At 61.5% G+C, this 22327-nt stretch carries 19 protein-coding genes; 6 read left to right on the forward strand and 13 right to left on the reverse strand.

Going from position 1 to position 22327, the window contains the following annotated elements:
• Positions 1–7: 7 nt before the first annotated feature.
• Genes L6D81_RS17830 through L6D81_RS17850 form a run of 5 tightly spaced genes read right to left on the reverse strand, consistent with a single transcriptional unit; the run spans position 8 to position 7884 of the window.
• Entirely contained in the window at positions 8–1411 is a 1404-nt protein-coding gene (locus L6D81_RS17830) for an ATP-binding protein (protein ID WP_236181267.1), read from the reverse strand.
• Positions 1408–3222, reverse strand: coding sequence for a DAHL domain-containing protein (locus tag L6D81_RS17835; protein ID WP_373874311.1), 1815 nt, complete (start codon positions 3220–3222; stop codon positions 1408–1410). The genes L6D81_RS17830 and L6D81_RS17835 overlap by 4 nt, the downstream gene beginning before the upstream one ends.
• Positions 3219–4163, reverse strand: coding sequence for a cytochrome-c peroxidase (locus L6D81_RS17840; RefSeq protein ID WP_236181268.1), 945 nt, complete (start codon positions 4161–4163; stop codon positions 3219–3221). Before L6D81_RS17840 ends, L6D81_RS17835 begins: the two co-directional genes overlap by 4 nt.
• Positions 4160–6034: a putative bifunctional diguanylate cyclase/phosphodiesterase gene (locus tag L6D81_RS17845; protein ID WP_236181269.1), complete on the reverse strand. Its 1875-nt coding sequence runs from the start codon at positions 6032–6034 to the stop codon at positions 4160–4162. The genes L6D81_RS17840 and L6D81_RS17845 overlap by 4 nt, the downstream gene beginning before the upstream one ends.
• On the reverse strand, positions 6031–7884 hold the full coding sequence (locus L6D81_RS17850) for an EAL domain-containing protein (protein ID WP_236181270.1): 1854 nt from the start codon (positions 7882–7884) through the stop codon (positions 6031–6033). Before L6D81_RS17850 ends, L6D81_RS17845 begins: the two co-directional genes overlap by 4 nt.
• Positions 7885–8136: 252 nt before the next feature.
• Between L6D81_RS17850 and nosR the strand changes: the two genes are divergently transcribed.
• Genes nosR through L6D81_RS17870 form a run of 4 tightly spaced genes read left to right on the forward strand, consistent with a single transcriptional unit; the run spans position 8137 to position 11181 of the window.
• Positions 8137–9492: a response regulator c-di-GMP phosphodiesterase, NosR family gene (gene nosR / locus L6D81_RS17855; RefSeq protein WP_236181271.1), complete on the forward strand. Its 1356-nt coding sequence runs from the start codon at positions 8137–8139 to the stop codon at positions 9490–9492.
• A 60-nt stretch (positions 9493–9552) separates the two neighbouring features.
• Positions 9553–9987, forward strand: coding sequence for an NUDIX hydrolase (locus L6D81_RS17860; protein WP_236181272.1), 435 nt, complete (start codon positions 9553–9555; stop codon positions 9985–9987).
• A gap of 23 nt (positions 9988–10010) precedes the next feature.
• Positions 10011–10649 (forward strand): LysE family translocator, encoded by a 639-nt coding sequence (locus L6D81_RS17865; RefSeq protein WP_236181273.1) that lies wholly within the window; start codon positions 10011–10013, stop codon positions 10647–10649.
• Position 10650: 1 nt separating this feature from the next.
• Positions 10651–11181: a GNAT family N-acetyltransferase gene (locus tag L6D81_RS17870; protein WP_236181274.1), complete on the forward strand. Its 531-nt coding sequence runs from the start codon at positions 10651–10653 to the stop codon at positions 11179–11181.
• On the opposite strand, the gene metR is transcribed toward L6D81_RS17870, so the two are convergent.
• Positions 11165–12082: a transcriptional regulator MetR gene (gene metR / locus L6D81_RS17875; RefSeq protein ID WP_236181275.1), complete on the reverse strand. Its 918-nt coding sequence runs from the start codon at positions 12080–12082 to the stop codon at positions 11165–11167. The genes L6D81_RS17870 and metR overlap by 17 nt on opposite strands.
• A 111-nt stretch (positions 12083–12193) precedes the next feature.
• Here metR and metE point away from each other — a divergent pair, with 111 nt between their 5' ends.
• Positions 12194–14506, forward strand: coding sequence for a 5-methyltetrahydropteroyltriglutamate--homocysteine S-methyltransferase (gene metE, locus L6D81_RS17880; RefSeq protein WP_236181276.1), 2313 nt, complete (start codon positions 12194–12196; stop codon positions 14504–14506).
• Positions 14507–14571: 65 nt separating this feature from the next.
• On the opposite strand, the gene L6D81_RS17885 is transcribed toward metE, so the two are convergent.
• A complete protein-coding gene (locus tag L6D81_RS17885; protein ID WP_236181277.1) occupies positions 14572–15072 on the reverse strand; it encodes a hypothetical protein in 501 nt (166 codons plus the stop codon).
• Positions 15073–15318: 246 nt separating this feature from the next.
• Between L6D81_RS17885 and L6D81_RS17890 the strand changes: the two genes are divergently transcribed.
• Entirely contained in the window at positions 15319–16353 is a 1035-nt protein-coding gene (locus L6D81_RS17890; RefSeq protein WP_236181278.1) for an alpha/beta fold hydrolase, read from the forward strand.
• A gap of 1 nt (position 16354) precedes the next feature.
• On the opposite strand, the gene L6D81_RS17895 is transcribed toward L6D81_RS17890, so the two are convergent.
• The 6 genes from L6D81_RS17895 to L6D81_RS17920 form a co-directional block, all read right to left on the reverse strand.
• On the reverse strand, positions 16355–16684 hold the full coding sequence (locus L6D81_RS17895) for a GlpM family protein (protein ID WP_236181313.1): 330 nt from the start codon (positions 16682–16684) through the stop codon (positions 16355–16357).
• A 20-nt stretch (positions 16685–16704) separates the two neighbouring features.
• Positions 16705–18033 carry a two-component response regulator AauR gene (aauR, locus tag L6D81_RS17900; protein ID WP_276574215.1) on the reverse strand — a complete coding sequence of 443 codons (1329 nt, stop codon included), beginning with the start codon at positions 18031–18033 and terminating at the stop codon, positions 16705–16707.
• Complete coding sequence (gene aauS, locus L6D81_RS17905; protein WP_236181279.1) at positions 18030–19943, reverse strand: two-component sensor histidine kinase AauS; 1914 nt, start codon at positions 19941–19943, stop codon at positions 18030–18032. Before aauS ends, aauR begins: the two co-directional genes overlap by 4 nt.
• Positions 19944–20007: 64 nt before the next feature.
• Positions 20008–20742 (reverse strand): amino acid ABC transporter ATP-binding protein, encoded by a 735-nt coding sequence (locus L6D81_RS17910; protein WP_236181280.1) that lies wholly within the window; start codon positions 20740–20742, stop codon positions 20008–20010.
• A complete protein-coding gene (locus L6D81_RS17915) occupies positions 20739–21410 on the reverse strand; it encodes an amino acid ABC transporter permease (protein WP_236181281.1) in 672 nt (223 codons plus the stop codon). Before L6D81_RS17915 ends, L6D81_RS17910 begins: the two co-directional genes overlap by 4 nt.
• Positions 21410–22156 carry an amino acid ABC transporter permease gene (locus L6D81_RS17920; RefSeq protein WP_007953174.1) on the reverse strand — a complete coding sequence of 249 codons (747 nt, stop codon included), beginning with the start codon at positions 22154–22156 and terminating at the stop codon, positions 21410–21412. The genes L6D81_RS17915 and L6D81_RS17920 overlap by 1 nt, the downstream gene beginning before the upstream one ends.
• Between the last annotated feature and the right edge of the window lie 171 nt (positions 22157–22327).

The raw sequence follows: 22327 nt of genomic DNA on the forward strand, positions 1-22327 counted from the left end.
CCCGGCATCAGGCCGCCGGGCGGGTCTGGCGCAACGGCAACTGCACACGGAACGTCGTGCCGGCGCCCAACGTGCTGCGCACGGAAATATCGCCGCCGTGTTTCTTCACGATGCCATACGACAGGGACAGGCCCAGGCCTGTCCCCTGGCCCACCGGTTTGGTGGTGAAGAACGGGTCGAAGATTTTCTGCAAGGTCTCGGGGGCGATGCCCGAACCGGTGTCGGCCACTTCGATGATTGCCGTTTCGCCCTGCACACTGGTGCGCAGGGTGATGGTGCCGCGCTCCGGGCCCATGGCCTGCGCCGCGTTGACCACCAGATTCATGATGACCTGATTGATCTGCGAAGGCAGGCATTCGATGTCCGGCAGATCCTGATATTCCTTGATCACATCGGCCTTGTACTTGAGCTCGCCGGCGACGATGTTCAGGGTCGATTCGATGCCCTGTTGCAGATTGGCCCACTGCCATTGCTGATGGCTGTCGACCCGGGAGAAATCCTTGAGATCCCGGACGATCTGTCCGACCCGGCCAATGCCTTCCTTGGATTCGCGAATCAGCGTCGGGATGTCTTCCAGCAGATAGTCCAGCTCCAGGTGCTCGCGCAATTGCTGCAACGGCGCGGCGGCTTCGGCGGGCAAGTTCTGCCCGGCGGTGTGATAGGCGTCGAGCATGGCCAGCAGTTGCTGGAAGTAGCCGTCGAGCGTGCCGAGGTTGGAGGAAATGAAGCCGATCGGGTTGTTGATTTCATGGGCGACCCCGGCGGCCAGTTGACCCAGCGAGGCGAGTTTTTCCGACTGCACCAGTTGGCCTTCCAGTTGTTTGCGCTCATCGATTTCCCGCTGCAAGGCTTCACTGGCCTGCCGGAACTGGGCGGTGCGCTGATCCACCAGATGTTCCAGGTGATGCATCTGCAGGGACGCACGTTCGGTCATCTGCCACTTGGTCAGCAGGGTGTTGGCCATCTGCTGGACTTCGATGTTGTCGAACGGTTTTTTCAGGATCAGCAGTCGGTCATGGGCGTGCAGACGATCCAGCAATTCGTCCCAGGAGTAATCGGAATAGGCGGTGCAGACCACCACCTGCAACTGCGGATCCTGCTTCCAGAGCTCTTCGATGGTGCGCGCCCCGTCCCAGCCGTCCGGCATGCGCATGTCGACGAAGGCCAGTGCATACGGGCATTGCTCCTGCAGAGCCAGGTTGAGTTTGGCCAGGCCTTCTTCTCCGCCGTAGGCCGAGTCCAGCTCGAAGGGCGCTCGCCGGGGTTTGGCGGGCACGCCGAACAGGGCGGCTTCCATCTCGTCCAGTTTTGCCGAGTGCGCCGGCGCCGGGGCGAGGATCTTGCGAAAGTCCTCGTGGATCGACGGCATGTCATCGATCAGCAGGATGCGGCGGTTCGACAGCTCGCTCATGCGTTCTCCGTTACGGTGATCAGCGGAATCTGCAGGGTGAACAAGGCGCCCAGTCCCGGCCCGTCACTGTGGGCGGTGAGGTGGCCGTTCATCTCGATGGCCGCCAGCGCGCAGCTGTGCAGGCCGAAGCCGTGGCCTTCCTTGCGGGTGGTGAAACCGTGGGCAAAGATCCGTGTCATGTTTTCCGCAGCGATGCCTTCGCCATCGTCCCTGACGCTGATTTCCAGAAAACGGTCATCGACGATCTTTACCCCCAGGGTCATGGTGCGCGGGCGGTTGCTCAGGTCGGACATCGCGTACTTGGCGTTACTGATCAGGTTGATCAGGATCAGCAGCAAACGGTGTTTGTCGCCCATCACCTGGGGGACTTCGGCGTATTCCTTGACCACCGTGACGTGGTGCCGGGTGAGGGCGCCGGCGTTCATGCGCAGCGCGTCTTCGAGCAGCTCGTTGATGTACAGCGGCTCGGTCAGGCTGTTGGCCCCGGCATAGGATTGCTGGGTGGCGACAATGTCCTTGATGTGATCGACGCTTTTGTTCATCTGGTTCAGCTCGTCGACCATCTCCTGCTGTTCCTGAGCGATGGCGCCGACCAGTTGATTGAGGTAGCCGGGCAGCAATTTGCCCTTGGCGTCTTCGCTGAGGAAATGGCCGAGGTCGTCCGGGTGTTCGTTGATCAGTTGCATGGCCTTGCCCAGCCCCAGAGTCTTGCTGCTGCGCAGTTTGCGCGAGATCAGGTCGCAGGAGATATTCACGCTGTTGAGCACGTTGCCGACGTTGTGCAGCACGTTGGTTGCGATTTCGGCCATGCCGGCCTGGCGCGCGGCGTCGAGCAGTTCGCTCTGGGCGTTCTTGAGCTCCCGGGTGCGCTCGTCGACCCGTTGCTCCAGCACATCGTTGGCGGTTTGCAGGGCCGCGTTGACCCGGTTGATCTCAGCGAAACTGCGGATCAGACGGATGGCCAGCCACAGCAGCGACAGCATCAGCAGGACCGAGAACAGCAGCAGATAGAAGTGATATTTACGGTCGATTTTTTCGGCCTGTTGCTGATCCTGGTTGAGCATGGTGGTGATGTTGTCCAGACGCTCGGCCACGGGGACCGCTTCGATGCTGTCGAGCAAGCCGTTGACGATCGGCTGTTCGCGCAGGATCAGGGCGATGTGATTGCTCAGAATCCTGATCGGGGCCTGAAAATCCTCGGGCAGGCGTTGTGCGTTGACCGCCAGTTTGTTCAAGCCCAGCACGATATCGGCGGCCTTGTCGTCGGAGGTGACCTGGGAAAACTCCAGGGCGCTGAGCAGCAGGTCGTAGGTGTCGGTGGCGATGTTCTGCACCTGGAGCTTGTCGAGGTCGGACAGGCCAGCCAGTTGCGCCTGAATGTCATCTTCGGCGGTGGGCAGAAACGCCAGGGAATTGCGCAACAAGGCGTTGTGCGACTTGAACTGCTCCACCAGCCGGGTCTTTTCCTGCATGGCCTTGAGAAAACGGTCGTGGGCCTCGTTCCATTGTTTCGAGTCGCTGCGCCCGTGGCCGGACTCCATGGTGTCGAAGCGTTCCCACAAACGGTTCATTTCGGTCATCGGCGAAATCAACGGATCGTAATTGTGTGAAAGCGCCACTCGCGCCTTGAGAATTTCGTTTTCCCAGAGTGAATCCTGTTGCTTGATCTGGCGGATCAGATCCCGGGATTCGGTATAGGCCGTCGTCTGCTCGGAACCGGATTTCAGGTACAGAAACACCAGGATCGAGGCCAGCAGCACGGTGACGAGACCGAGCAACAGCAGGCTGACACGGCGTGAAACCTTCATCATGGCTTGCCCTCCCACTGGCCGGTCAGGGTCTTGAGAAACAGCACGATCAGGGTCTTGTCTTCTTCGCTGGGCATGCGCCCCAACTGGTACTGGAACATCACGTCAACGGCCCGCTCGAGGGTGGGCGCCGAGCCGTCATGGAAGTACGGCGCCGTCAGGGCGACATTGCGCAGACTCGGCACTTTGAACACGGCGCGATCGGCTTCGTCGCCGGTAATGTTGAAGCGCCCCTGGTCGGCCACCGTCGGGTTGCCGCGGTCGGCGATGTAGTCACCGAACACGCCGAATTTCTGGAACATGTTGCCGCCGATGTTCACCCCTTGGTGGCAGGCGATGCAGCCGTACTCCTTGAAACGCTGGTAGCCGTACTTTTCTTCCAGGGTCAGGATGTCGGTGTTGCCGAGCAGGTATTGGTCGAAGCGCGAACCGGGCGTGAGCAACGTGCGCTCGAAGGCGGACAGGGCGCTCTGGATATTGGCCCGGGTCACGGCGTCGGGATAGGCAGCGCTGAAGCCTTGACGATAGGCGGTGTCGTCGGCGATCCGTTGCACCACGGTGTTCCAGTCGCTGCCCATTTCGTGGGGGCTGGTGATCACGACGTTGCTCTGTTCTTCCAGGGTTTCGACGCGACCGTCCCAGAACTGGCGGAAATTGAGGCTGGCGTTGAACACGGTCGGTGTGTTGACGGTCACCGGCTGCCCATCGAACCCGTTGGAGAAGGCGCGGGAGTCGGCGCCGTTTTTGTCCAGCAGATGGCAACTGGCGCAGGACAGCGTGTTGTTGATCGACAGCCGCGGGTCATGGAACAACTGACGTCCCAGTTCCACCCGTTTCGGGTCTTGTGGCGGGATGGTCGGCAAGGGTTTGAGCGGCTCGTCCAGCGGCGCGGCGATGGTGTTTGCGCATAGAGCGAACAGTAGAAACAACGCCGGGCGATTCATGAAACGCCCCACGGACCAGGTTGAGCGGACGCCAGCAATCGGGCAAAGGCGTCCGCCGGCAAGGCTTTGCTGAAGTAGTAGCCCTGGCCTTCCTCACAGTGGTGATCCTTGAGGAACGCCAACTCTTGCGCGGTCTCCACCCCTTCGGCGATGACGTTCAGATTCAGGCTCTTGCCCAGGCCGATGATCGCGCCGACCAGCGCCGCATCGCTGCTGTCGTGGCTCAGACCGCGAATGAACGACTGATCGATCTTCAGCACATCGATGGGAAACCGGCGCAGATAGCTCAGGCTGGAATAGCCGGTGCCGAAGTCGTCGATGGCCAGCCGCACGCCCAGCGCCTTCAGCCGGTTCAGCGCGCTCATCGTCGCGTCGACGTTCTGCATCAGCACGCCTTCGGTGATCTCCAGTTCCAGCAGACGGGGATCCAGTCCGGTCTGTGCCAGCACCTGCTCGATGCCCTCGACGAAGTGACGCTGGCGAAAGTCGATGGCCGAGGTGTTGACCGACATGCGGATCGGCGGCAACCCTGCCTGCTGCCAGTCCCGGGTCTGCCGACAGGCCTCGGCCAGCACCCACTTGCTCAGCGGCACGATCAGGCCGCTGTCTTCGGCCACCGGGATGAACTCCGAGGGATAGACCCAGCCATGCCCCGGTTTCTGCCAGCGCACCAACGCCTCGGCGCCGACCACCCGGCCGCTGGCCAGCTCGATTTTCGGCTGGTAATGCAGGACGAATTCGTTGCGTTGCAGGGCCTGGCGAATACCCGATTCGATGCCTTGCTGTTCGCGCGCGCGCTGGTTCATGGCTTCGATGAAGAAGCCGATCTCGTTCGGCCCGTTTTCCTTGGCGCTGCGCATGGCCGTTTCAGCTTTCTTGATCAGCTCGATGGCCTCGAGCCCGTCGTCGGGATAGAAGCTGATGCCCAGACTGGCCGTGATGCTCACGTCATGCCCGACGATTGTCTGTGGAACACGGATCGCGCTCAGTAGTTTCTCGGCGATGCTGCGCGACTGCTGCGGGTGCTTGATGTCACTGAGCAGCACCACGAACTCGTCGGAACCATAGCGAAAGACCGAGTCCGATTCGCGCACGCAGGCCAGCAATTGCTGGCCGACCCGTTTGAGCATCTCGTCGCCCGCCGGATGACCCAGGGCATTGTTGATGCGCTTGAAGCGATCCAGCCCGAGAAACATCACCACCAGTTGTTTGTCATGGCGCCGGCAGACGGCCAGCGACTGAGTCAGACGGTCACCGAGCAAGGTGCTGTTGGGCAGACCCGTGAGGCTGTCGTACTGCAACAGGCGCGAGACCTTGAGCAATTCATGCACGCGGGCTTCGATGGTCTGCTCAAGGTTGAGCATTTTCAGCGCCGCGTCCTGAGCCAGTTGCCATTTCCAGGTCAGGGCATTGGCCATCTGACGGATTTCCAGGGTGTCGAACGGCTTCTTCAGGATCAGCAACTGATCGCCGAACTCCAGCCGTTCGGCCATGGCCTCCCAGCTGTAGTCGGAATAGGCGGTGCACAGCGCAATTTGCAGGTTGGGGTCGACCGCCCAGAGTTTTTCGATGGTTTCCAGACCATCCCAGCCGGGCGGCATGCGCATGTCGGTGAAGGCGAGGGCGTAGGGCCGGCCTTCGTCCAGGGCGTTTTGCACCAGTTTCAGTGCTTCCTGGCCCTGATAGGCGGAGTCCAGCTGGAACGTCAGATGCGGCGATTGACGGGTGCCGAACAGCGTTTGCTCAAGCGTGTCCAGATCTGTTTCACCGTGGGTGTCCGGGGTGAGGATCTTGCGAAAGTCGGCATGGATCGCCGGGGTGTCATCGACGATCAGAATGCGCCGGTTGGTCTGAGGGGACGGTGTTTTCATCCTTCATCCTCCCTGGGCAGCGGGACGGCCACACTCCCGTCCTTCAGCAGTCGGGCGGCCTGCTCAGGGCTGACAGCTTCGCGCAGGCAAAGGCCTTGCACGTTTTTCAGTGGTGCGCAGGATGCGAGGGTAGTGCCCTGATCGTCCGGCTGGACGCCTTCGGCGCTGATGTCGATCGCCAGATCCCGGGCGAAATTGACGATCGCTCGCAGGGTATTGGCGCTGCCTTCATCCTGTGCCGCACTGTCGATCAGGGATTGGGAGAGTTTGAGGTGATTGACCCGGTAGGTTTTCAGGTAATCGAACGATGAGTATTCGGTGCCGAAATCGTCGATGGCGATCTTTACCCCTAACTCGCTCAGGCGTGGCAGCACATCGTTATGGGTCCATTTGGTCTGGGCCAGGGTCGCTTCGGTGACATCGAACCGCAGGTCCCACGGCGCAAGCTCCCAGCGGGCGGTGGTGCGCAGCACGTCATAGATGAGCTCGGGCCCGCTCTTGAGTTGCGCCAGGGAAATTCTGATCGCCATCACCGGAGGCGCCACGCCCTCGTTTTGCCATTGGCGCATCTGCCAGCAGGCGTGATCCAGTATCCAGCGACCGAGCGGGATGATGGCACCGGTCTTTTCCGCTGCCGGTACGAAGGCCGACGCCGGCAGCAGACCCAGCCTGGGATGTTGCCATTTGACCTGCGCGGCCATGCCGAGAATCTTGCCGCTGTGCATGTCCACTTCCGGCGTGTAATCGAGCTTCAGCCCTCCCTGAATGAGCGCTGTCGTCAACTCTTCGGCAAGGGTCATGCGCTCGGCCACTTCCCGGGTGATTTGCTCGGAGTAGAACTGGTACTGATTGCGCCCGGTTTCCTTGGCGCGGTACAGCGCCATGTCGGCGCCGGCCAGCAGGCTGTCGGCATCCAGACTTGTGGGCCGGTAGAGGCAGATGCCGAGACTGACGGAGGTGTGCACGGCATTGCCCGTCAAGTGGTAAGGCTGCGCCAGTGCATCGCGGATCTTGGCGGCAACGGTAGCGGACTGGGTCGGATCACTCACATCCAGCTGCAGGATCGCGAACTCGTCACCGCCCAGCCTCGCCACCACGTCGTTTTCCCGCACGCCGGATTTGATCCGCTGCGCCACTTGCTGCAACAGCAGGTCGCCGACCGGATGACCCAGGGTGTCGTTGATGCGCTTGAAGTGATCCAGATCCAGATAAAACACCGCGAAGGGCGTGCCCCCACGGCGAGCGGCGGCGAAGGCCTGATGCAGACGCTCGATCAGCGTGGCCCGGTTGACCAGCCCGGTCAGGCCGTCCGTGCGGGCCAGCAGGTTCATCTTCAGTGCGGCGTCTTCGGTCATTTGCCATTTGACGGTCAGGGCACTGGCCATCTGCCGGATTTCAATCGCGTCGAAGGGTTTTTTCAGGATCAGCAGGCGATCGGTCAGGGGCAGTCGCTGGTCAATGTCCTCCCAGGAGTAATCGGAATAAGCGGTACACAGGGCCACTTGCAGCCTGGGGTCGACCTGCCACAGCCGCTCGATGGTTTCCAGGCCGTCCCAGCCCGGCGGCATGCGCATGTCGATGAAGGCCATGGCGTAGGGGCGCCCGGCGGCCAGGGCGGCTTTCACCTTGTCCAGCGCTTCGCGGCCCTGATAGGCCGAGTCCAGCTCAAAGCGGTTCTTCGGTGCGACGGGAGCAGAGGACGGATCGCCGAACAGCAGGTTCTCGGTCTCGTCCAGGCTGTCATCTGCAACCGTGGCCGGCATGAGGATTTTCGCGAAATCCTCATGGATCGATGCCGTATCGTCGACGATCAGCACGCGGCGGTTGATGTGTCCGGGTTGCGCATTCATGACGCGATATCCGGTACACGCACATTCGTCATCGGGAGCATCCCTTTCCCCTCATCCCATGCCTGCGCGCAGGCCGATGGTGTCGTCCAGCCACTTGAGCATAGTTGCACGGGCGCAACTTCGCCTGTCGCGGTGTAACAGAGGATTTACACGGCCCCGGCGAAAATCATCTAGCCTTTGATTCAGGCGCAGGCAAGCGGGGAGGTCTGTCGGGGCGCCTGCCACGTCTAGCGTTTACCGTGAGGCATCGCCATGGAAGAGCAAACCGCCCCGAATTCATCGTTGCGACCCAAGGTATTGCTGGTCGATGACGAGGAGCCGATCCTCAACAGCCTGCGCCGTCTGCTGCGTGGCCAGCCTTATGATGTGTTGCTGGCCACCAGCGGTGCCCAGGCTCTGGAAATCCTCAAGCAGCAACCGGTGAATCTGGTGATGAGCGATGCGCGCATGCCCAATATGGATGGTGCCACGCTACTGGCTCGCGTTCATGAGCTGTACCCTGCGACGGCGCGGATCATGCTCACCGGGTACGCCGAACCTTCGGCGATCATCAAGGCCATCAACGAGGGCCAGATCGAGCGCTACATCAGCAAACCCTGGAACGACGAGGAAATGCTCCTGACCTTGCGTCAAGCGCTGGCGCATCAGCATCTGGTGCGTGAGCGCGAGCGGCTGGAACAACTGACCCGGGTGCAAAACGATCAGTTGAAGGTGCTCAACGGCACCCTGGAAAAGCGCGTCGCCGCCCGCACCGCCGAGCTGCAGCAGACCGCCGACATGCTCGATCTGGCCTACGAGGAGCTCAAGCGCAGTTTTCTGACAGGCACCGAAATGTTCTCGTTGCTGGCCAACCTGCGCCTGCCGCCGACCAAGCAGACCAACCGGCAGATCATCGAACTGGTGCGCTGCTATTGCCGCGAACATCGGTTTGACGAAGCCACCAGCCGCGATCTGACCATGGCCGCCGCACTCTATAACATCGGCAAGCTGAGCTGGACCGACAACATGATGATCACGCCTTCGGACCTGCTGCACAGCACTGACCGCGATCGCTACCGGGCGTATCCGAAACAGAGCGAATCGCTGTTGATGACCCTGGACCCGATGAAGGATGCAGCGCGACTGATCCTGCATCATCAGGAACACTGGGATGGCAGCGGTTTTCCCGACCGGCTCAAGGGCGAAGCCATTCCCTTGGGTTCGCGGCTGTTGAAACTGGCGGTGGATTTCGTCGAGTTGCAGCGCGGGCTGATTCTCGAGCGGCAAATGAACAGCGATGAAGCGCTGCTGTACCTGCGCCAGTACGCGGGCAAACTCTACGATCCCGAGCTGATCGAGGATTTCATCAAGGTCTGCGCAATGGTCAGCGACATCACCCTGGCCGATCCGGACGTCAAGGTCATGGGCACCCGGGAGCTGGCAGCGGGGATGATCCTGGCGCGCAATCTCAACGCCGACAACGGCATGTTGCTGCTCAATGCCGGCAAGGTGCTGAGTGCTTTGCTGGTGGACAAGTTGATCAGTTTCGAAGCCATGGAGGGCGCTAAATACAAGGTGTTCGTGAAAGTGCCGGAGGAGGGGGAGAGTGTGCTTCTGGCCCAAGGGTGATGACGCTGGCGCGGCCGGCGTGGGATCCTTGCGGTTTTTCCCAAGGCCGATGGCTGACCCATGACCTCCGTTTCTGCAGTTTCCCCTCGCATCATTCGTATCGCTGCCGCGCTGCTGCTCAACTCCGACGGCCAGACCCTGCTGGTGCGCAAGCGCAACACCACGGCGTTCATGCAACCGGGCGGCAAGATCGAAGCCCGCGAGCTGCCGGTGCATGCGCTGGCCCGTGAGTTGGAAGAAGAGCTGGGGCTGGTGATCGATCCGACGCAGGCGAGCTTTCTCGGTCAGTTCTCGGCACCCGCCGCCAACGAGCCGGGATTCGTCGTGCAGGCCGAGATCTTTCAACTGACCATCGACGCCAGGGTGTCTCCAGCCGCCGAGATCGAAGAGGTGATCTGGATCGACCCGGCCACCGACGGCGATGTGGTTCTCGCCCCATTGACACGTGACCTGATCCTGCCGTTTTATCGAGCCTCGCTGACCGCGATCGCCTGATCATTCGTGCAAAGGACTTCGTCATGATCCCGCTTCAAGACCTGCTGATTTTTGCCGCCGCCGCCCTGCTGATGGTACTGACGCCGGGGCCGAACATGATCTACCTGATCTCGCGGTCGATCTGTCAGGGGCGCCGGGCCGGGGTGACCTCGCTGCTCGGCGTGGTGATGGGGTTCTTCGTCCACCTGTTTGCGGCGGCCGCCGGTTTGACCGCGGTGTTTCTCGCGGTGCCGATGGCCTATGAAGTGTTGAAGTGGGCCGGTGCGCTGTACCTGCTGTGGCTGGCCTGGCAGGCGCTGAAGCCGGGCGCCCGCTCGCCGTTCGAGGCGCAGCAATTGCCGGCGGATTCTTCGCGCAAACTGGTCACCATGGGCTTTCTCACCAGTGCCTTGAACCCGAAAATCGCGGTGTTCTACCTCTCGGTATTTCCGCAGTTCATCACCCCGGAACAGGGCTCGGTGTTCACCCAGAGCATCCTCCTCGGCCTGACCCAGATCAGCGTCAGTTTCAGCGTCAACCTGTTGATCGCGCTGTTCGCGGCGGGCATCGCATCGTGGTTCGTCAACCACCCGACCTGGCTGGCGGCGCAGCGTTACTTCATGGGTTTTGTGCTGGGCGGCCTGGCCGTGCGGCTGATGCTTGAGCAACGCAAGGCAGCCTGACATGTGGATCGAGCGGCTGGACGCCAGTCATGCGCTGGCCTATCGCGAATTGATGCTGGAAGCCTATGACCGGCATCCGCAGGCGTTCACCTCCAGCGTGCGCGAGCGCGCGGTGATGCCACTGAGTTGGTGGGAGTCACGCCTGACCAGCAAGCTCGACGCGGTGTTCGGCGCGTTCGAGGACGGCCGGCTGGCGGGCATCGTTGGTCTGGCGTTCGAGCCTCGGGAGAAGGCCCGGCACAAGGCGACGGTGTTCGGCCTGTATGTGTCGGCCGAGTTTCGTCAGCGCGGGCTGGGCCTGAAATTGATGGAGGCGGTATTGGGTGAAGCGCAGCAGCATCCGGCGCTGAAAGTCATTCAATTGACCGTCACCGCCGGTAATGACGCGGCGTTTCATCTGTACCAGCGCTGCGGCTTCATCCAGTTCGGCCTCGAGCCGATGGCGGTGCGGGTCGGCGAGGACTACTTCGACAAGATCCACATGTGGTGCGCGCCGTTCGTGCCAACCGCCAGCCTCAACGAACCGCGCTGACCCCATCCAGGGTCGAGAACGAAGTGTCCTTGGCTGTCAGCAGGAAGTCGCGCATGTATGGCGCGTCCAGCATGTCGGCGCGGATCGCTGCGTACAGCGTCGCGAACAGACCTTTCTCGCCCAGCCGTTTGGCCTTCACGTAACCCCTTGAGCTGTATTCATGCAGCGCCCAGTGCGGCATGCCGCACACACCACGGCCGCTGGCCACCAACTGCATCATCATCACCGTCAGCTCTGAGGTGCGCACCTGCGCCGGTTCGATGTCGGCCGGTTCGAGGAAGCGGGTGAAAATATCGAGGCGGTCGCGTTCCACCGGGTAGGTGATCAGGGTTTCGGTCAGCAGGTCTTCGGGGACGATGTGCGGTTTGCTCGCCAATACATGCTGGTTGGCGACCGCGAGCATGGCTTCGTAGGTGAACAATGGCACGTAGGTGATACCGGCAATTTCCAGCGGGTCGGACGTCACCACCAGATCCAGATCACCCCTTGCCAGGGCCGGTAGCGGGGCGAAGGAGAAACCCGAAGCGAGGTCGAGTTCGACTTCCGGCCACGCATCGCGGAACTGGTCGATGGTCGGCATCAGCCACTGGAAGCAGCTGTGGCATTCGATCGCCATATGCAGACGCCCGGCGGTGCCACCGGCCAGACGCCCGATGTCGCGTTCAGCGGCGCGCAGCAGCGGCAGGGTCGCGTCGGCCAGTTGCAGCAGGCGCAGACCGGCGCTGGTGAAACGCACCGGCTTGGTCTTGCGCACGAACAACGGCATGCCCATGCGCTCTTCAAGCTCCTTGAACTGGTGGGACAGTGCGGACTGGGTCAGGTGCAGGCGGTCGGCCGCATCGACCAGGCTGTCGGCTTCGCGCAGGGCATGCAGGGTTTTCAGGTGACGGATCTCAAGCACCGCAGGCTCCATGAGGAAAATTTGTGATCAACACGAAAAGGTTGAGTTTGTCTCATGTTGACCTGGCTGTCGACAATGGCGCCATCTTTTACGCAATGGAGCACACTCGACATGGCCGTGGCACACACCCTGGGTTTCCCGCGCATTGGCGCCGACCGCGAACTGAAAAAAGCCCTCGAAGCCTACTGGAAAGGCGATCTCGATCAGACCGCCCTGAATCAGGTCGGCCGCGAGCTGCGCGCCAGGCACTGGCAATTGCAGAAGGACGCCGGCATCGACCTGCTGCCGGTCGGCGACTTCGCCTGGTACGACCAGGTGCTGACCCACTCGCTGACCTTCGGTGTGATCCCCGAGCGTTTCGACGCTGTGCGTGACGCGCGCGGCCTGCCGACCCTCGACACGCTGTTTGCCATGGCCCGTGGCGCGACGTCTTCCTGCTGCGGCGGTGAGCACGGCAAGACTCAATACGCCCAAGAGCTGACCAAGTGGTTCGACACCAACTACCACTACCTGGTCCCGGAATTCAGCGCCGACCAACAGTTCAAGCTGAGCTGGGAACAGTTGTTCGATGAGGTCGAAGAAGCTAAAGCCCTCGGTCACAGCGTCAAACCGGTGATCATCGGCCCGCTGACTTACCTGTGGCTGGGCAAGGCCAAAGGCAACGGCTTCGACAAGCTCGATCTGCTCGAGCGCCTGCTGCCGGTGTACAACGAAATCCTCGGTCGCCTCGCCGCGCAGGGCGTGGAATGGGTGCAGATCGACGAACCGATCCTCACTCTGGATCTGCCGCAGGATTGGAAAAGCGCCTTCGAACGCGCCTATCACATCCTTCAGTATTCGCCGCTGAAGAAACTGGTGGCGACCTATTTCAGCGGTCTGCAGGACAACCTTGGCCTGGCTGTCGGCTTGCCGGTGCAAGGCTTGCACATTGACGCGGTGCGTGCGCCGGAGCAACTCGGCCAGGTGCTCGATCGTCTGCCGACTTACAAGATTCTGTCGGTGGGCCTGGTCAACGGACGCAACGTCTGGCGCTGCGAACTGGAGCAGGCGCTGGCGCAACTTCAGCCGGCGCAGGAGCGCTTTGGCGACAACCTGTGGGTCAGCAGTTCCTGCTCGTTGCTGCACAGCCCGGTGGATGTCGAGCGCGAAGACAAGCTCGATCCGGAACTGAAAAGCTGGCTGGCATTCGCCGTACAGAAATGCAGCGAGATCTCGGTCTTGCGTGATGCGCTGAACGATCCGCAAGCGCCGAACGTGCAAACCGCTCTGGCTGAAAGCCGCGCGATTCAAGAAAGCCGCGTGCGTTCGCCGCGTATTCACAACGCCGCAGTGCAGGCGCGAATCGAGGCAATCAACGCCAGCGACAGCCAGCGTCATTCGCCGTTCGCCAAACGTATCGCCGCGCAGCAGGCGCGTCTTAAATTGCCTGCGTTCCCCACCACCACCATCGGTTCGTTCCCACAGACCGGTTCGATTCGTCTGGCCCGTCAGGCATTCAAGCAGGGCAAGCTGTCGGCCAACGATTATCACGATGCCATGCGCAGTGAAATCCGCCACGCGGTGCAGGTGCAGGAGCGCCTGGGCCTCGATGTACTGGTGCACGGTGAGGCCGAGCGCAATGACATGGTCGAATACTTCGCCGAACAGCTCGACGGTTACCTGTTCACCCGCTTCGGCTGGGTCCAGAGCTACGGTTCCCGTTGTGTCAAACCGGCGGTGATCTATGGTGACCTGAGTCGTCCGGATGCCATGACTGTGGACTGGATCACTTACGCCCAGAGCCTCACCGACAAGGTCATGAAAGGCATGCTGACAGGTCCCGTGACCATGCTGATGTGGTCGTTCCCCCGTGAAGACGTGTCACGCAAAGTCCAGGCGCAGCAACTGGCGCTGGCCCTGCGGGACGAAGTGGTGGACCTGGAAAACGCCGGGATCAAAATCGTCCAAATCGACGAAGCCGCGTTCCGCGAGGGCCTGCCGCTGCGCCGTGCACAGTGGCAGGAATACCTCGACTGGGCGGTGGAAGCGTTCCGTCTGACAGCGTCGGGTGTGAAGGATGAAACCCAGATCCACACCCACATGTGCTACAGCGAATTCAACGACGTGATCAAGGCGATTGCCGACATGGATGCCGACGTGATCACTATCGAAACCTCGCGTTCGGACATGGAATTGCTCGAGGCCTTCGAAGCGTTCGACTACCCGAACGACATCGGCCCGGGCGTCTATGACATCCACTCGCCGCGTGTGCCGGACACCGTCGAGATGGTCAAACTGATGAGCAAAGCCGTGAAGCGCATTCCGGCGCAGCGTCTGTGGGTCAACCCCGATTGCGGCCTGAAAACCCGCGCCTGGCCCGAGACCGAAGCGGCACTGGTGAACATGGTCGCGGCGGCGCGCCAGTTGCGCAGTCAGTTGGCGTAATACGCCGAAACCGACAAACGCCGAAAAACCGCTGAGGTTATGTATTCAGCGGTTTTTTTTTGCGTTCAGCTCCAGCGTTTGGAAAGAGCCTGCCCCGATGTGTAATTCACCGTATCGATGTAAAGCGGACCCTTGTTCTTGTCAGGATCGGAGGGGCCCGAGAATCGAACTTCGACCCTCTTTACGTCAGCCGGCATATTGCCGCTGTATTTAAAGACTGTATCCGTGGGTTGCAGCGGCGCCAGGCCAAAGTCCGTCTGAATCAATTGACCGCCTGCGTCGAAGCCCGAAATGAAATAAACCAGGAACGGGTGAGTAACGTAATCAAATGGAGGCAGGTAGTACTGGGCAGTGGGTGCGGATGCACTGAAACTCAGGGTAAAAGGCCCGGAGGGGGCTTCGAACTGGGTATAGAGCAAGATGCCGTTATCCACTCCAGGCTGCAGTTGCGCCTGGAAGCTGCGGTTGTGATTGACCACGTCGGCTTTGCCCTGAAGAGCCTGTGCGATCCATGGTGTAAAACTGCCCGACTCGAAATCCCCGTTTGTAATGAGATTCGCGCTCATATTGCCTCCCTGATGCGTTGATGGCCGCCTGTCGGCCGAGAGTTCATGCTGTGTCAAAGGCAGTTTTTTAACGACTGTCAGATCTGACAGTCCCGACAAGCGGCAGGTGGCACAGGCACTTGCTGGACTCTCGCCGATTCGACCGCTCGGCACTCTTCATCAAACTGTCATCGAACTGTGGCAGCGCGCTTGAACAAACTTCATCAGACTCGCGCTCTACTGGGGTTCTGCGTTTCGGTGTTTTTCATGTTCAAGGGATTCTTTGCAATCGCGGCGTTGTTGACCGCGGTTTTTTTCGTTCCGGCGTCCTACGCGGCGTCGCGTTGCGACGTCAATGTACCGACCGAACGGGTCGATCTGGAGCAGGTGAGCCTGGCGTACCAGAGCATCGGCCGTGCGTCGGATCCGGCGCTGTTGCTGGTGATGGGGTTGGGCGGGCAGTTGATTCACTGGCCGGATGAAGTGGTGGTCGCGCTGTGTCAGCAGGGCTTTCGGGTGATCCGTTATGACAACCGCGATGTCGGTCTGTCGACCTGGCGCCAGACGCCGGCTGACGCCAACCTGACCTTTGAAGTGCTGCGCTACAAACTCGGCCTGCCGGTGGCGGCGCCTTACAGCCTGACCGACATGGCCGACGATGCGCTGGGCCTGATGGACGCCTTGCACATCGAACAATTCCACGTGCTCGGCGCGAGCATGGGCGGGATGATCGCCCAGCACATGGCGGCCATGGCGCCGCAACGGGTCGAAAGCCTGACGCTGATCATGACCAGCTCCGGCGCCGAAGGGTTGCCGGCGCCGAGCGCGGCGCTGGTGCAGTTGTTGTCACGGCGTGGCGCTCCCAATCGCGAGACTGCGCTGGAGCAACAGGCCGATCTGCTGGCGGCGCTGGGCAGCCCGTCAGTCACTGATGATCGGCAGGCCTTGCTGCATCAGGCGGCGCTGTCCTACGACCGGGCGTTCAATCCCGAAGGCGTGAAGCGCCAGATCATGGCGATCCTCGCCGAGCCGAGCCGGGTGGCGTTGCTCAACCAGTTGCGGGTGCCGACGCTGGTGGTGCATGGCACCGCCGATCCGTTGCTGCCGGTGATGCACGGCGTGCACCTGGCGGCGCACATTCGCGGCAGTCAGCTGCGGTTGATTCCGGGGCTGGCGCACCGCTTTCAGGAAGCGTTCAAGGAACCGTTGCTGGCGGCGGTGTTGCCGTATCTGCGCGAGCATCGCGAAGACACGTCGCACTGGGCGCAGATCGAACCGGTGGCAGAACGCAACCTGCTCTGACTCAGGCGTGCAGCCGCACCCACACCGACACCAGCACCGTCGCCGCGATCAGCCATGCCACCGCCGCGATCGCCAGCGAAGCTTCGAGGCGCATGCGGTCGACCATCACGTACAGCGTCGCCAGGTAGACGAAGTACGGAATGATCGACCACATGCCGAAGACGATGGTGGTCTTCAGGTCGTCGATCGAGCGGCCCTTGCCGACGATGTAATGGGCGATCAGGGCGAAGGTCGGGAACAGCGGCACCAGCCCTGCGATGTAGTAGTTTTTGGTCTTGGCCAGCATGGCGAGGACCACCACTACTGCCGCACCGAGCATTGCCTTGAAGATCAGATCCACTTCGTTCTCGCTTAATGGCTCAGGCCGTATTTTTTCACTTTGTCGAACAGTGTGGTCTTGGCCATCCCCAGTTCCAGGCTGGCCTGGGTCAGGTTGCCGCCGCTGCGCTGCAGGGCGTCGCTGAGCAGGTTGCGTTCGAACGCTTCCACCGCTTCGGCGAACGCCAGGCCTTGGCCTGCGTTACCCGCGCCGGTTTTCTTGAACGCTGGCAGGCCGAGGGCAAAGCGCTCGGCGACGTTACGCAGTTCGCGCACGTTGCCTGGCCAGTCGTGGCTCATCAGGCTCGACAGGGTCTGATTGTCCAGTTCCGGCAGCGCCCGGTCGAAGCGCAGGGCCGATTGCTGGGTGAAGTGTTCGAACAGTTGCAGAATGTCTTCGCGGCGCTCGCGCAACGGCGGCAGTTCCAGCGTCACCACGTTGAGGCGGTAGTACAAGTCGCTGCGAAATTCCCCGGCCTTGCTCGACTCGTCGAGGTCGGACTTGGTGGCCGCAATCACCCGGCAATCCACCGCCACGCTCTGGTTCGAGCCGAGGCGTTCGAGGGTGCGTTCCTGCAACACCCGCAGCAGTTTGATCTGCAACGGCAGCGGCATGCTTTCCACTTCGTCGAGGAACAGCGTGCCGCCGTCGGCGTGTTCGATCTTGCCGATCCGCCGTTTGCCGGCGCCGGTGAAGGCGTTGGCTTCGTGGCCGAAGATTTCGCTTTCGAACAGGTTTTCCGGCAGCCCGCCACAGTTCAGCGCAACGAACTGTTTGGTGTGACGGCGGCTGAAATCGTGCAGGCAACGGGCGACCAGTTCCTTGCCGGTACCGGTTTCGCCTTCGATCAACACGTTGGCCGAGGTGTCGGCGACGTTGGCGATCAGCTCACGCAGGTTCTGCATGGCCGGCGAACGCCCGATGATCCGTCCTTCCAGTGAATCACGTTCGGCCAGTTGCCGGCGCAGGGAGGAGACTTCGCGATTGAGGCTGCGTTGCTCCAGCGCGCGCCTGGCCACATCGACCAGGCGCTCGGGGGAGAACGGTTTTTCCATGAAGTCGTAGGCGCCTTTCTGCATCGCGCCGACCGCCATGGAGATATCGCCGTGGCCGGTGATCAGCACCACCGGCAGGCTGCGATCCCGGGCCTTGAGCCGGGTCAGCAGTTCCAGGCCGTCGATGCCCGGCAGGCGAATGTCGCTGATGACGATCCCGGCGAAGTTGTCACCGACCTGCTCCAGCGCCTCCTCGGCACTGCCGACGCCGATGCAGGGGATGTCTTCGAGGGTCAGCGCCTGCTGGCAGCCGAGCAGGACATGGGGGTCGTCTTCGACGATCAATACACTGAGGTCGTTGTTCATATTGGCTCGGCAGGAGTAGGGCTTACCAACGGTAAACTGAGGACAAACGTGGTACCACCGCTGGCCGGGTGTTCGACACCCAGATGCCCGCCGGTGGCGGCGGCCAGGCTGGCCGACAGGGTCAGACCGAGGCCCAGTCCCTGTTCGCCGGGTTTGGTGGTGAAGAATGGTTCGAACAGGTGCTTGCGCGCTTCGGCATCGATGCCGTGACCGTTGTCGCGCACCCGCAGGCGATATTTGCCGTTGAATTCTTCGCCTTCCAGCCACAGTTCCGGCAGCGGTTGCGCCTGCATGGCGTCGAGGGCGTTGCCGATCAGGTTGACCAGAATCTGTTCCAGGCGCGTCTGGTCGATCTGCACCTGCTCATCGTTGAACTGGCGATGCACTTTCAGGGCGGCATTTTCCACACGGGCGCCAAGCACTTGCAGGGCGGCGTCCACTGCTTTGCCGAGGCTGGCGCGGCCCTTGTCGTCGCCGCGCCGGGCAAAGGAGCGCAGGCTGGCGGTGATCCGGCCCATGCGATCGATCAGGTCGTTGATGGTCTTGAGGTTGGTGCTGGCGACATCGAGCTGGCCACGCTCAAGGAAACGGATGGTGTTGCCCGACAGCGTGCGCATCGCCGCCAGCGGCTGGTTCAGTTCGTGGGCGATGCTGGTCGACATCTGGCCGATCGCCGCGAGTTTGCCGGCCTGCACCAGTTCGTCCTGGGCACGGCGCAAGGTTTCTTCGGCCTGACGCCGTTCGCGGATCTGGCTCTTGAGCCGGTCATTGCTGGCGCGCAGGTCGGCGGTGCGTTCGGTAATCCGACGCTCCAGCTGATTGTTGGCTTCCTGCAAGGCTTCGCGGGCGGCGAGGCGGGTGGCGATGACCTTGCGCCGCTCGTTCCAGGCGATCAGCAGAAACGCCACCAAGGCAAACGCCACGGCCACCAGAATTCCCTGATTGATCGCCTCGCGCCGCAGATCCTGCAGCGGCGTGAGCAAGGTGAAATTCCAGGGGGTATCGCTCAACGGCCGGGTTTGCGCCAGGTAGCTGATGTTTTCCTCATCGCCACCCTGTTGGCTCGGCACTTCGCTGTTGGCCGGAAAGGTGAGTTTTTCCACGCCTTCGGACAGGGTTTCCCGGGCCAGCGGTTGCAGCTCGTTCAGCGGGAACCAGTAGTACTGCAGGCTGCGGGCGAGTTTTTCCTTGGTCTCGTCGCTCAGCGGTACGACCGATTTAAGACGTCTGGCCGGATCGCTGGACAGAATAATGATGCCGTTTTCATCACTGACGAACGCTTCGAGGCGCGCCCGCTGCCAGCGTTCTTCCATGGCTTCCAGGCGTACCTTGACCACCGCCACTCCAATGATCTTGCCGTGTTCTTCGAGGCCGTGGGCCAGGTAATAACCGGGCTCGCCGTTGGTGCTGCCGATCCCGTAGAAGCGTCCGGGCTGACCGCGGATGGCGTTCTGGAAGTAGGCGCGGAACGACAGGTCTTCACCGAGGTAGCTGTCGACGTCCCGCCAGTTGCTGGTGGCCATGACCCGGCCGGTGGTATCCATGACATAGATGGCCCGACTGCGGCTGCGCCGGTTCAGGCCTTCCAGGTATTCGTTGACCGTTTGCCGGTATTCCGGGGTTGGGTCGTCCAGCAACTGCGAAACGCTCGATTCGAGTTCCAGCAGGCTGGGCAGGTAGGTGTATTTGCTGATTTCGCTTTCGACCGCGCGAGCGTGCAGTTCCAGCTGGCGCTGGCCGTTTTCGCCGAGGCTGCGGATGCCGAAATGTTCACTGGTCCAGAAGCCGATGTAACCCAGTCCGATCATCAGGGCGATGACCAGCGGCGGCAGGAACAGGTGGCGGATCAGACGGGGTTTCACGGCAAGTGATGGCGGCGTGGCGCGATAGAGAGTGGGGTCGCATTTCATCACAGATGCCTTGGGTCAACCACCTGCATTCCCCGACAGCAGGTGTCGGGGAATGCAGCCGTTTTTAGTGCTGCAGGATTTTCTCGAGGAAATGCTGCGCGCGTTCGGAGCGTTGGCTGATGGCGCCGAAAAACTCTTCCTTCTTGCAGTCTTCGATGATCTTGCCGGCGTCCATGAAGATCACCCGGTCGGCCACTTTGCGGGCGAAGCCCATTTCGTGGGTCACGCACATCATGGTCATGCCTTCTTGGGCCAGTTGCACCATCACGTCGAGCACTTCGTTGACCATTTCCGGATCCAGCGCCGAGGTCGGTTCGTCGAACAGCATGACGATCGGGTCCATCGCCAGCGCACGGGCGATCGCCACACGCTGTTGCTGACCGCCGGACAGTTGACCCGGATGCTTGTGGGCGTGAGCCGACAGGCCGACGCGCTCGAGCAGTTGCAGGCCCTTTTGGGTCGCCTCTTCCTTGCTGCGGCCCAGCACCTTGATCTGCGCGATGGTCAGGTTTTCGGTGATGGTCAGGTGCGGGAACAGTTCGAAATGCTGGAACACCATGCCGACGCGCGAACGCAGTTTCGGCAGGTTGGTCTTCGGATCGGCAATCGACGTGCCGTCGACCACGATGTCGCCCTTCTGGAACGGTTCCAGTGCGTTGACGCACTTGATCAGGGTCGACTTGCCCGAACCGGACGGACCGCAGACCACGATCACTTCACCCTTTTTGACCTCGGTGCTGCAATCGGTCAGCACCTGGAAGTCCCCATACCACTTGTTGATGTTCTTGATAGAGATCATACGGCGAACCTTTTTTGCAGACGCTTGACCAGCACCGAGGCGGCAAAGCTGATGGTGAAGTACACGAGACCTGCGAAGATCAGGAACTCATTCGAGCGGCCAATGATGTCGCCACTGGCGCGCGAGGCGTTGAGGAAGTCCACCAGGCCCACGGTGTAGACCAGCGAGGTGTCCTGGAACAGGATGATGCTCTGCTGCAGCAGCAGCGGGGTCATCTTGCGAAACGCCTGGGGCAGGATGATCAGGCGCATCATCTGGCCGTAGGTCATGCCCAGTGCCTGCGCGGCGCCCATCTGGCCTTTGGGAATCGACTGCACGCCAGCGCGGACGATTTCGCAGAAGTAGGCCGCTTCGAACATCATGAAGGCCACGATGCACGAGGTGAACGCGCCGATCGGGGTGTCTTCGCCGGTGATCCAGCGCAGCACGAACGGCACTGCCAGGTAGAACCAGGTGATCACCAGCAGCAGCGGGATCGAACGGAAATAGTTGACGTACGCGCCGGCGATGTTCGACAGCAGTTTGCTGTGGGACAGACGCATCAGCGCGAGGATGGTGCCGAGGATGATCCCGCCGACCACGCCCAGCGCCATCAGCTTGAGGGTCATCAGCATGCCGTTCCACAGGCCGGGAATGGCCGGAACGATGCCACTGAAATCGAATTCCATTATTTACCCCCCACGGAGATCAGGCCGGGCACGGCGACTTTCTTCTCGACCATGCGCATCAGCAGCATCAGGCTCATGTTGAGGGTGAAGTAGATCAGGGTCGCCAGGGTGAAGGCTTCAAACAGGTTGGCCGAGAATTCGGCGGTCTGTTTGGTTTGCGCCAGCAGCTCCATCAGACCGATCAAGGACGCCACGGAGGAGTTCTTGAACACGTTCAGGAATTCCGAGGTGAGCGGCGGAATGATGATCCGGTAGGCCTGGGGCAGCAGCACGTTCCAGTAGATCTGCGGCAGCTTGAAACCCATGGCGCGGGCGGCGGATTCCTGGCCCCGAGGCAGCGCCTGGATACCGGTGCGAACCTGTTCGCAGACCCGGGCGGCAGTGAACAGGCCCAGGCACACGACAACGCTCAGGTAGGCCGAGGTGGTCGGGTTCAGGTCCTGCTTGTACCACTCCTGCAGATCCGGCGGCAGCAGGTCGGGTACCAGGAAGTACCAGATGAACAGTTGAACCAGCAGCGGCACGTTACGGAACAGTTCGACGTAGCAGGTCGCGATGCCCGACACGATGCGGTTCGGCACGGTGCGCATGATGCCCAGCAGCGAGCCGAGCAGCAGGGCGATGATCCAGGCCACGATGGCGATGGCGATGGTCCAGCCCAGACCGGAAATGAACCAGTCGAGATAGGTCTCGCTGCCCACGCCGGTGGACTTGAAGAACACGCCCCAGTCCCAGTTGTAATTCATTAGGGTCTCCCCTTGATTCGATCGATGTACAAGTGCCCGCCTGGGGAAGTTCCATTCCCGCCCGATTCGAAAACCGGGCACACGCGATCGGCTCGACAGCCACCGGTTCGAGTGTTTCCAGAAAATGCCAGCAGGGAGTGACCATCCCCTGAAAAGGCAGGCGCCTTTTCA

It is taken from the genome of Pseudomonas sputi (assembly GCF_021603585.1).
GTDB lineage: Bacteria > Pseudomonadota > Gammaproteobacteria > Pseudomonadales > Pseudomonadaceae > Aquipseudomonas > Aquipseudomonas sputi.

Bases quoted from the DNA above. Each gene is read 5' to 3' on its own strand.
- L6D81_RS17830 (WP_236181267.1), bottom strand. From the start codon at position 1,411: ATGAGCGAGCTGTCGAACCGCCGCATCCTGCTGATCGATGACATGCCG.
- L6D81_RS17835 (WP_373874311.1), bottom strand. From the start codon at position 3,222: ATGATGAAGGTTTCACGCCGTGTCAGCCTGCTGTTGCTCGGTCTCGTC.
- L6D81_RS17840 (WP_236181268.1), bottom strand. From the start codon at position 4,163: ATGAATCGCCCGGCGTTGTTTCTACTGTTCGCTCTATGCGCAAACACC.
- L6D81_RS17845 (WP_236181269.1), bottom strand. From the start codon at position 6,034: ATGAAAACACCGTCCCCTCAGACCAACCGGCGCATTCTGATCGTCGAT.
- L6D81_RS17850 (WP_236181270.1), bottom strand. From the start codon at position 7,884: ATGAATGCGCAACCCGGACACATCAACCGCCGCGTGCTGATCGTCGAC.
- nosR (WP_236181271.1), top strand. From the start codon at position 8,137: ATGGAAGAGCAAACCGCCCCGAATTCATCGTTGCGACCCAAGGTATTG.
- L6D81_RS17860 (WP_236181272.1), top strand. From the start codon at position 9,553: ATGACCTCCGTTTCTGCAGTTTCCCCTCGCATCATTCGTATCGCTGCC.
- L6D81_RS17865 (WP_236181273.1), top strand. From the start codon at position 10,011: ATGATCCCGCTTCAAGACCTGCTGATTTTTGCCGCCGCCGCCCTGCTG.
- L6D81_RS17870 (WP_236181274.1), top strand. From the start codon at position 10,651: ATGTGGATCGAGCGGCTGGACGCCAGTCATGCGCTGGCCTATCGCGAA.
- metE (WP_236181276.1), top strand. From the start codon at position 12,194: ATGGCCGTGGCACACACCCTGGGTTTCCCGCGCATTGGCGCCGACCGC.
- L6D81_RS17885 (WP_236181277.1), bottom strand. From the start codon at position 15,072: ATGAGCGCGAATCTCATTACAAACGGGGATTTCGAGTCGGGCAGTTTT.
- L6D81_RS17890 (WP_236181278.1), top strand. From the start codon at position 15,319: ATGTTCAAGGGATTCTTTGCAATCGCGGCGTTGTTGACCGCGGTTTTT.
- aauR (WP_276574215.1), bottom strand. From the start codon at position 18,033: ATGAACAACGACCTCAGTGTATTGATCGTCGAAGACGACCCCCATGTC.
- aauS (WP_236181279.1), bottom strand. From the start codon at position 19,943: ATGAAATGCGACCCCACTCTCTATCGCGCCACGCCGCCATCACTTGCC.
- L6D81_RS17910 (WP_236181280.1), bottom strand. From the start codon at position 20,742: ATGATCTCTATCAAGAACATCAACAAGTGGTATGGGGACTTCCAGGTG.
- L6D81_RS17915 (WP_236181281.1), bottom strand. From the start codon at position 21,410: ATGGAATTCGATTTCAGTGGCATCGTTCCGGCCATTCCCGGCCTGTGG.
- L6D81_RS17920 (WP_007953174.1), bottom strand. From the start codon at position 22,156: ATGAATTACAACTGGGACTGGGGCGTGTTCTTCAAGTCCACCGGCGTG.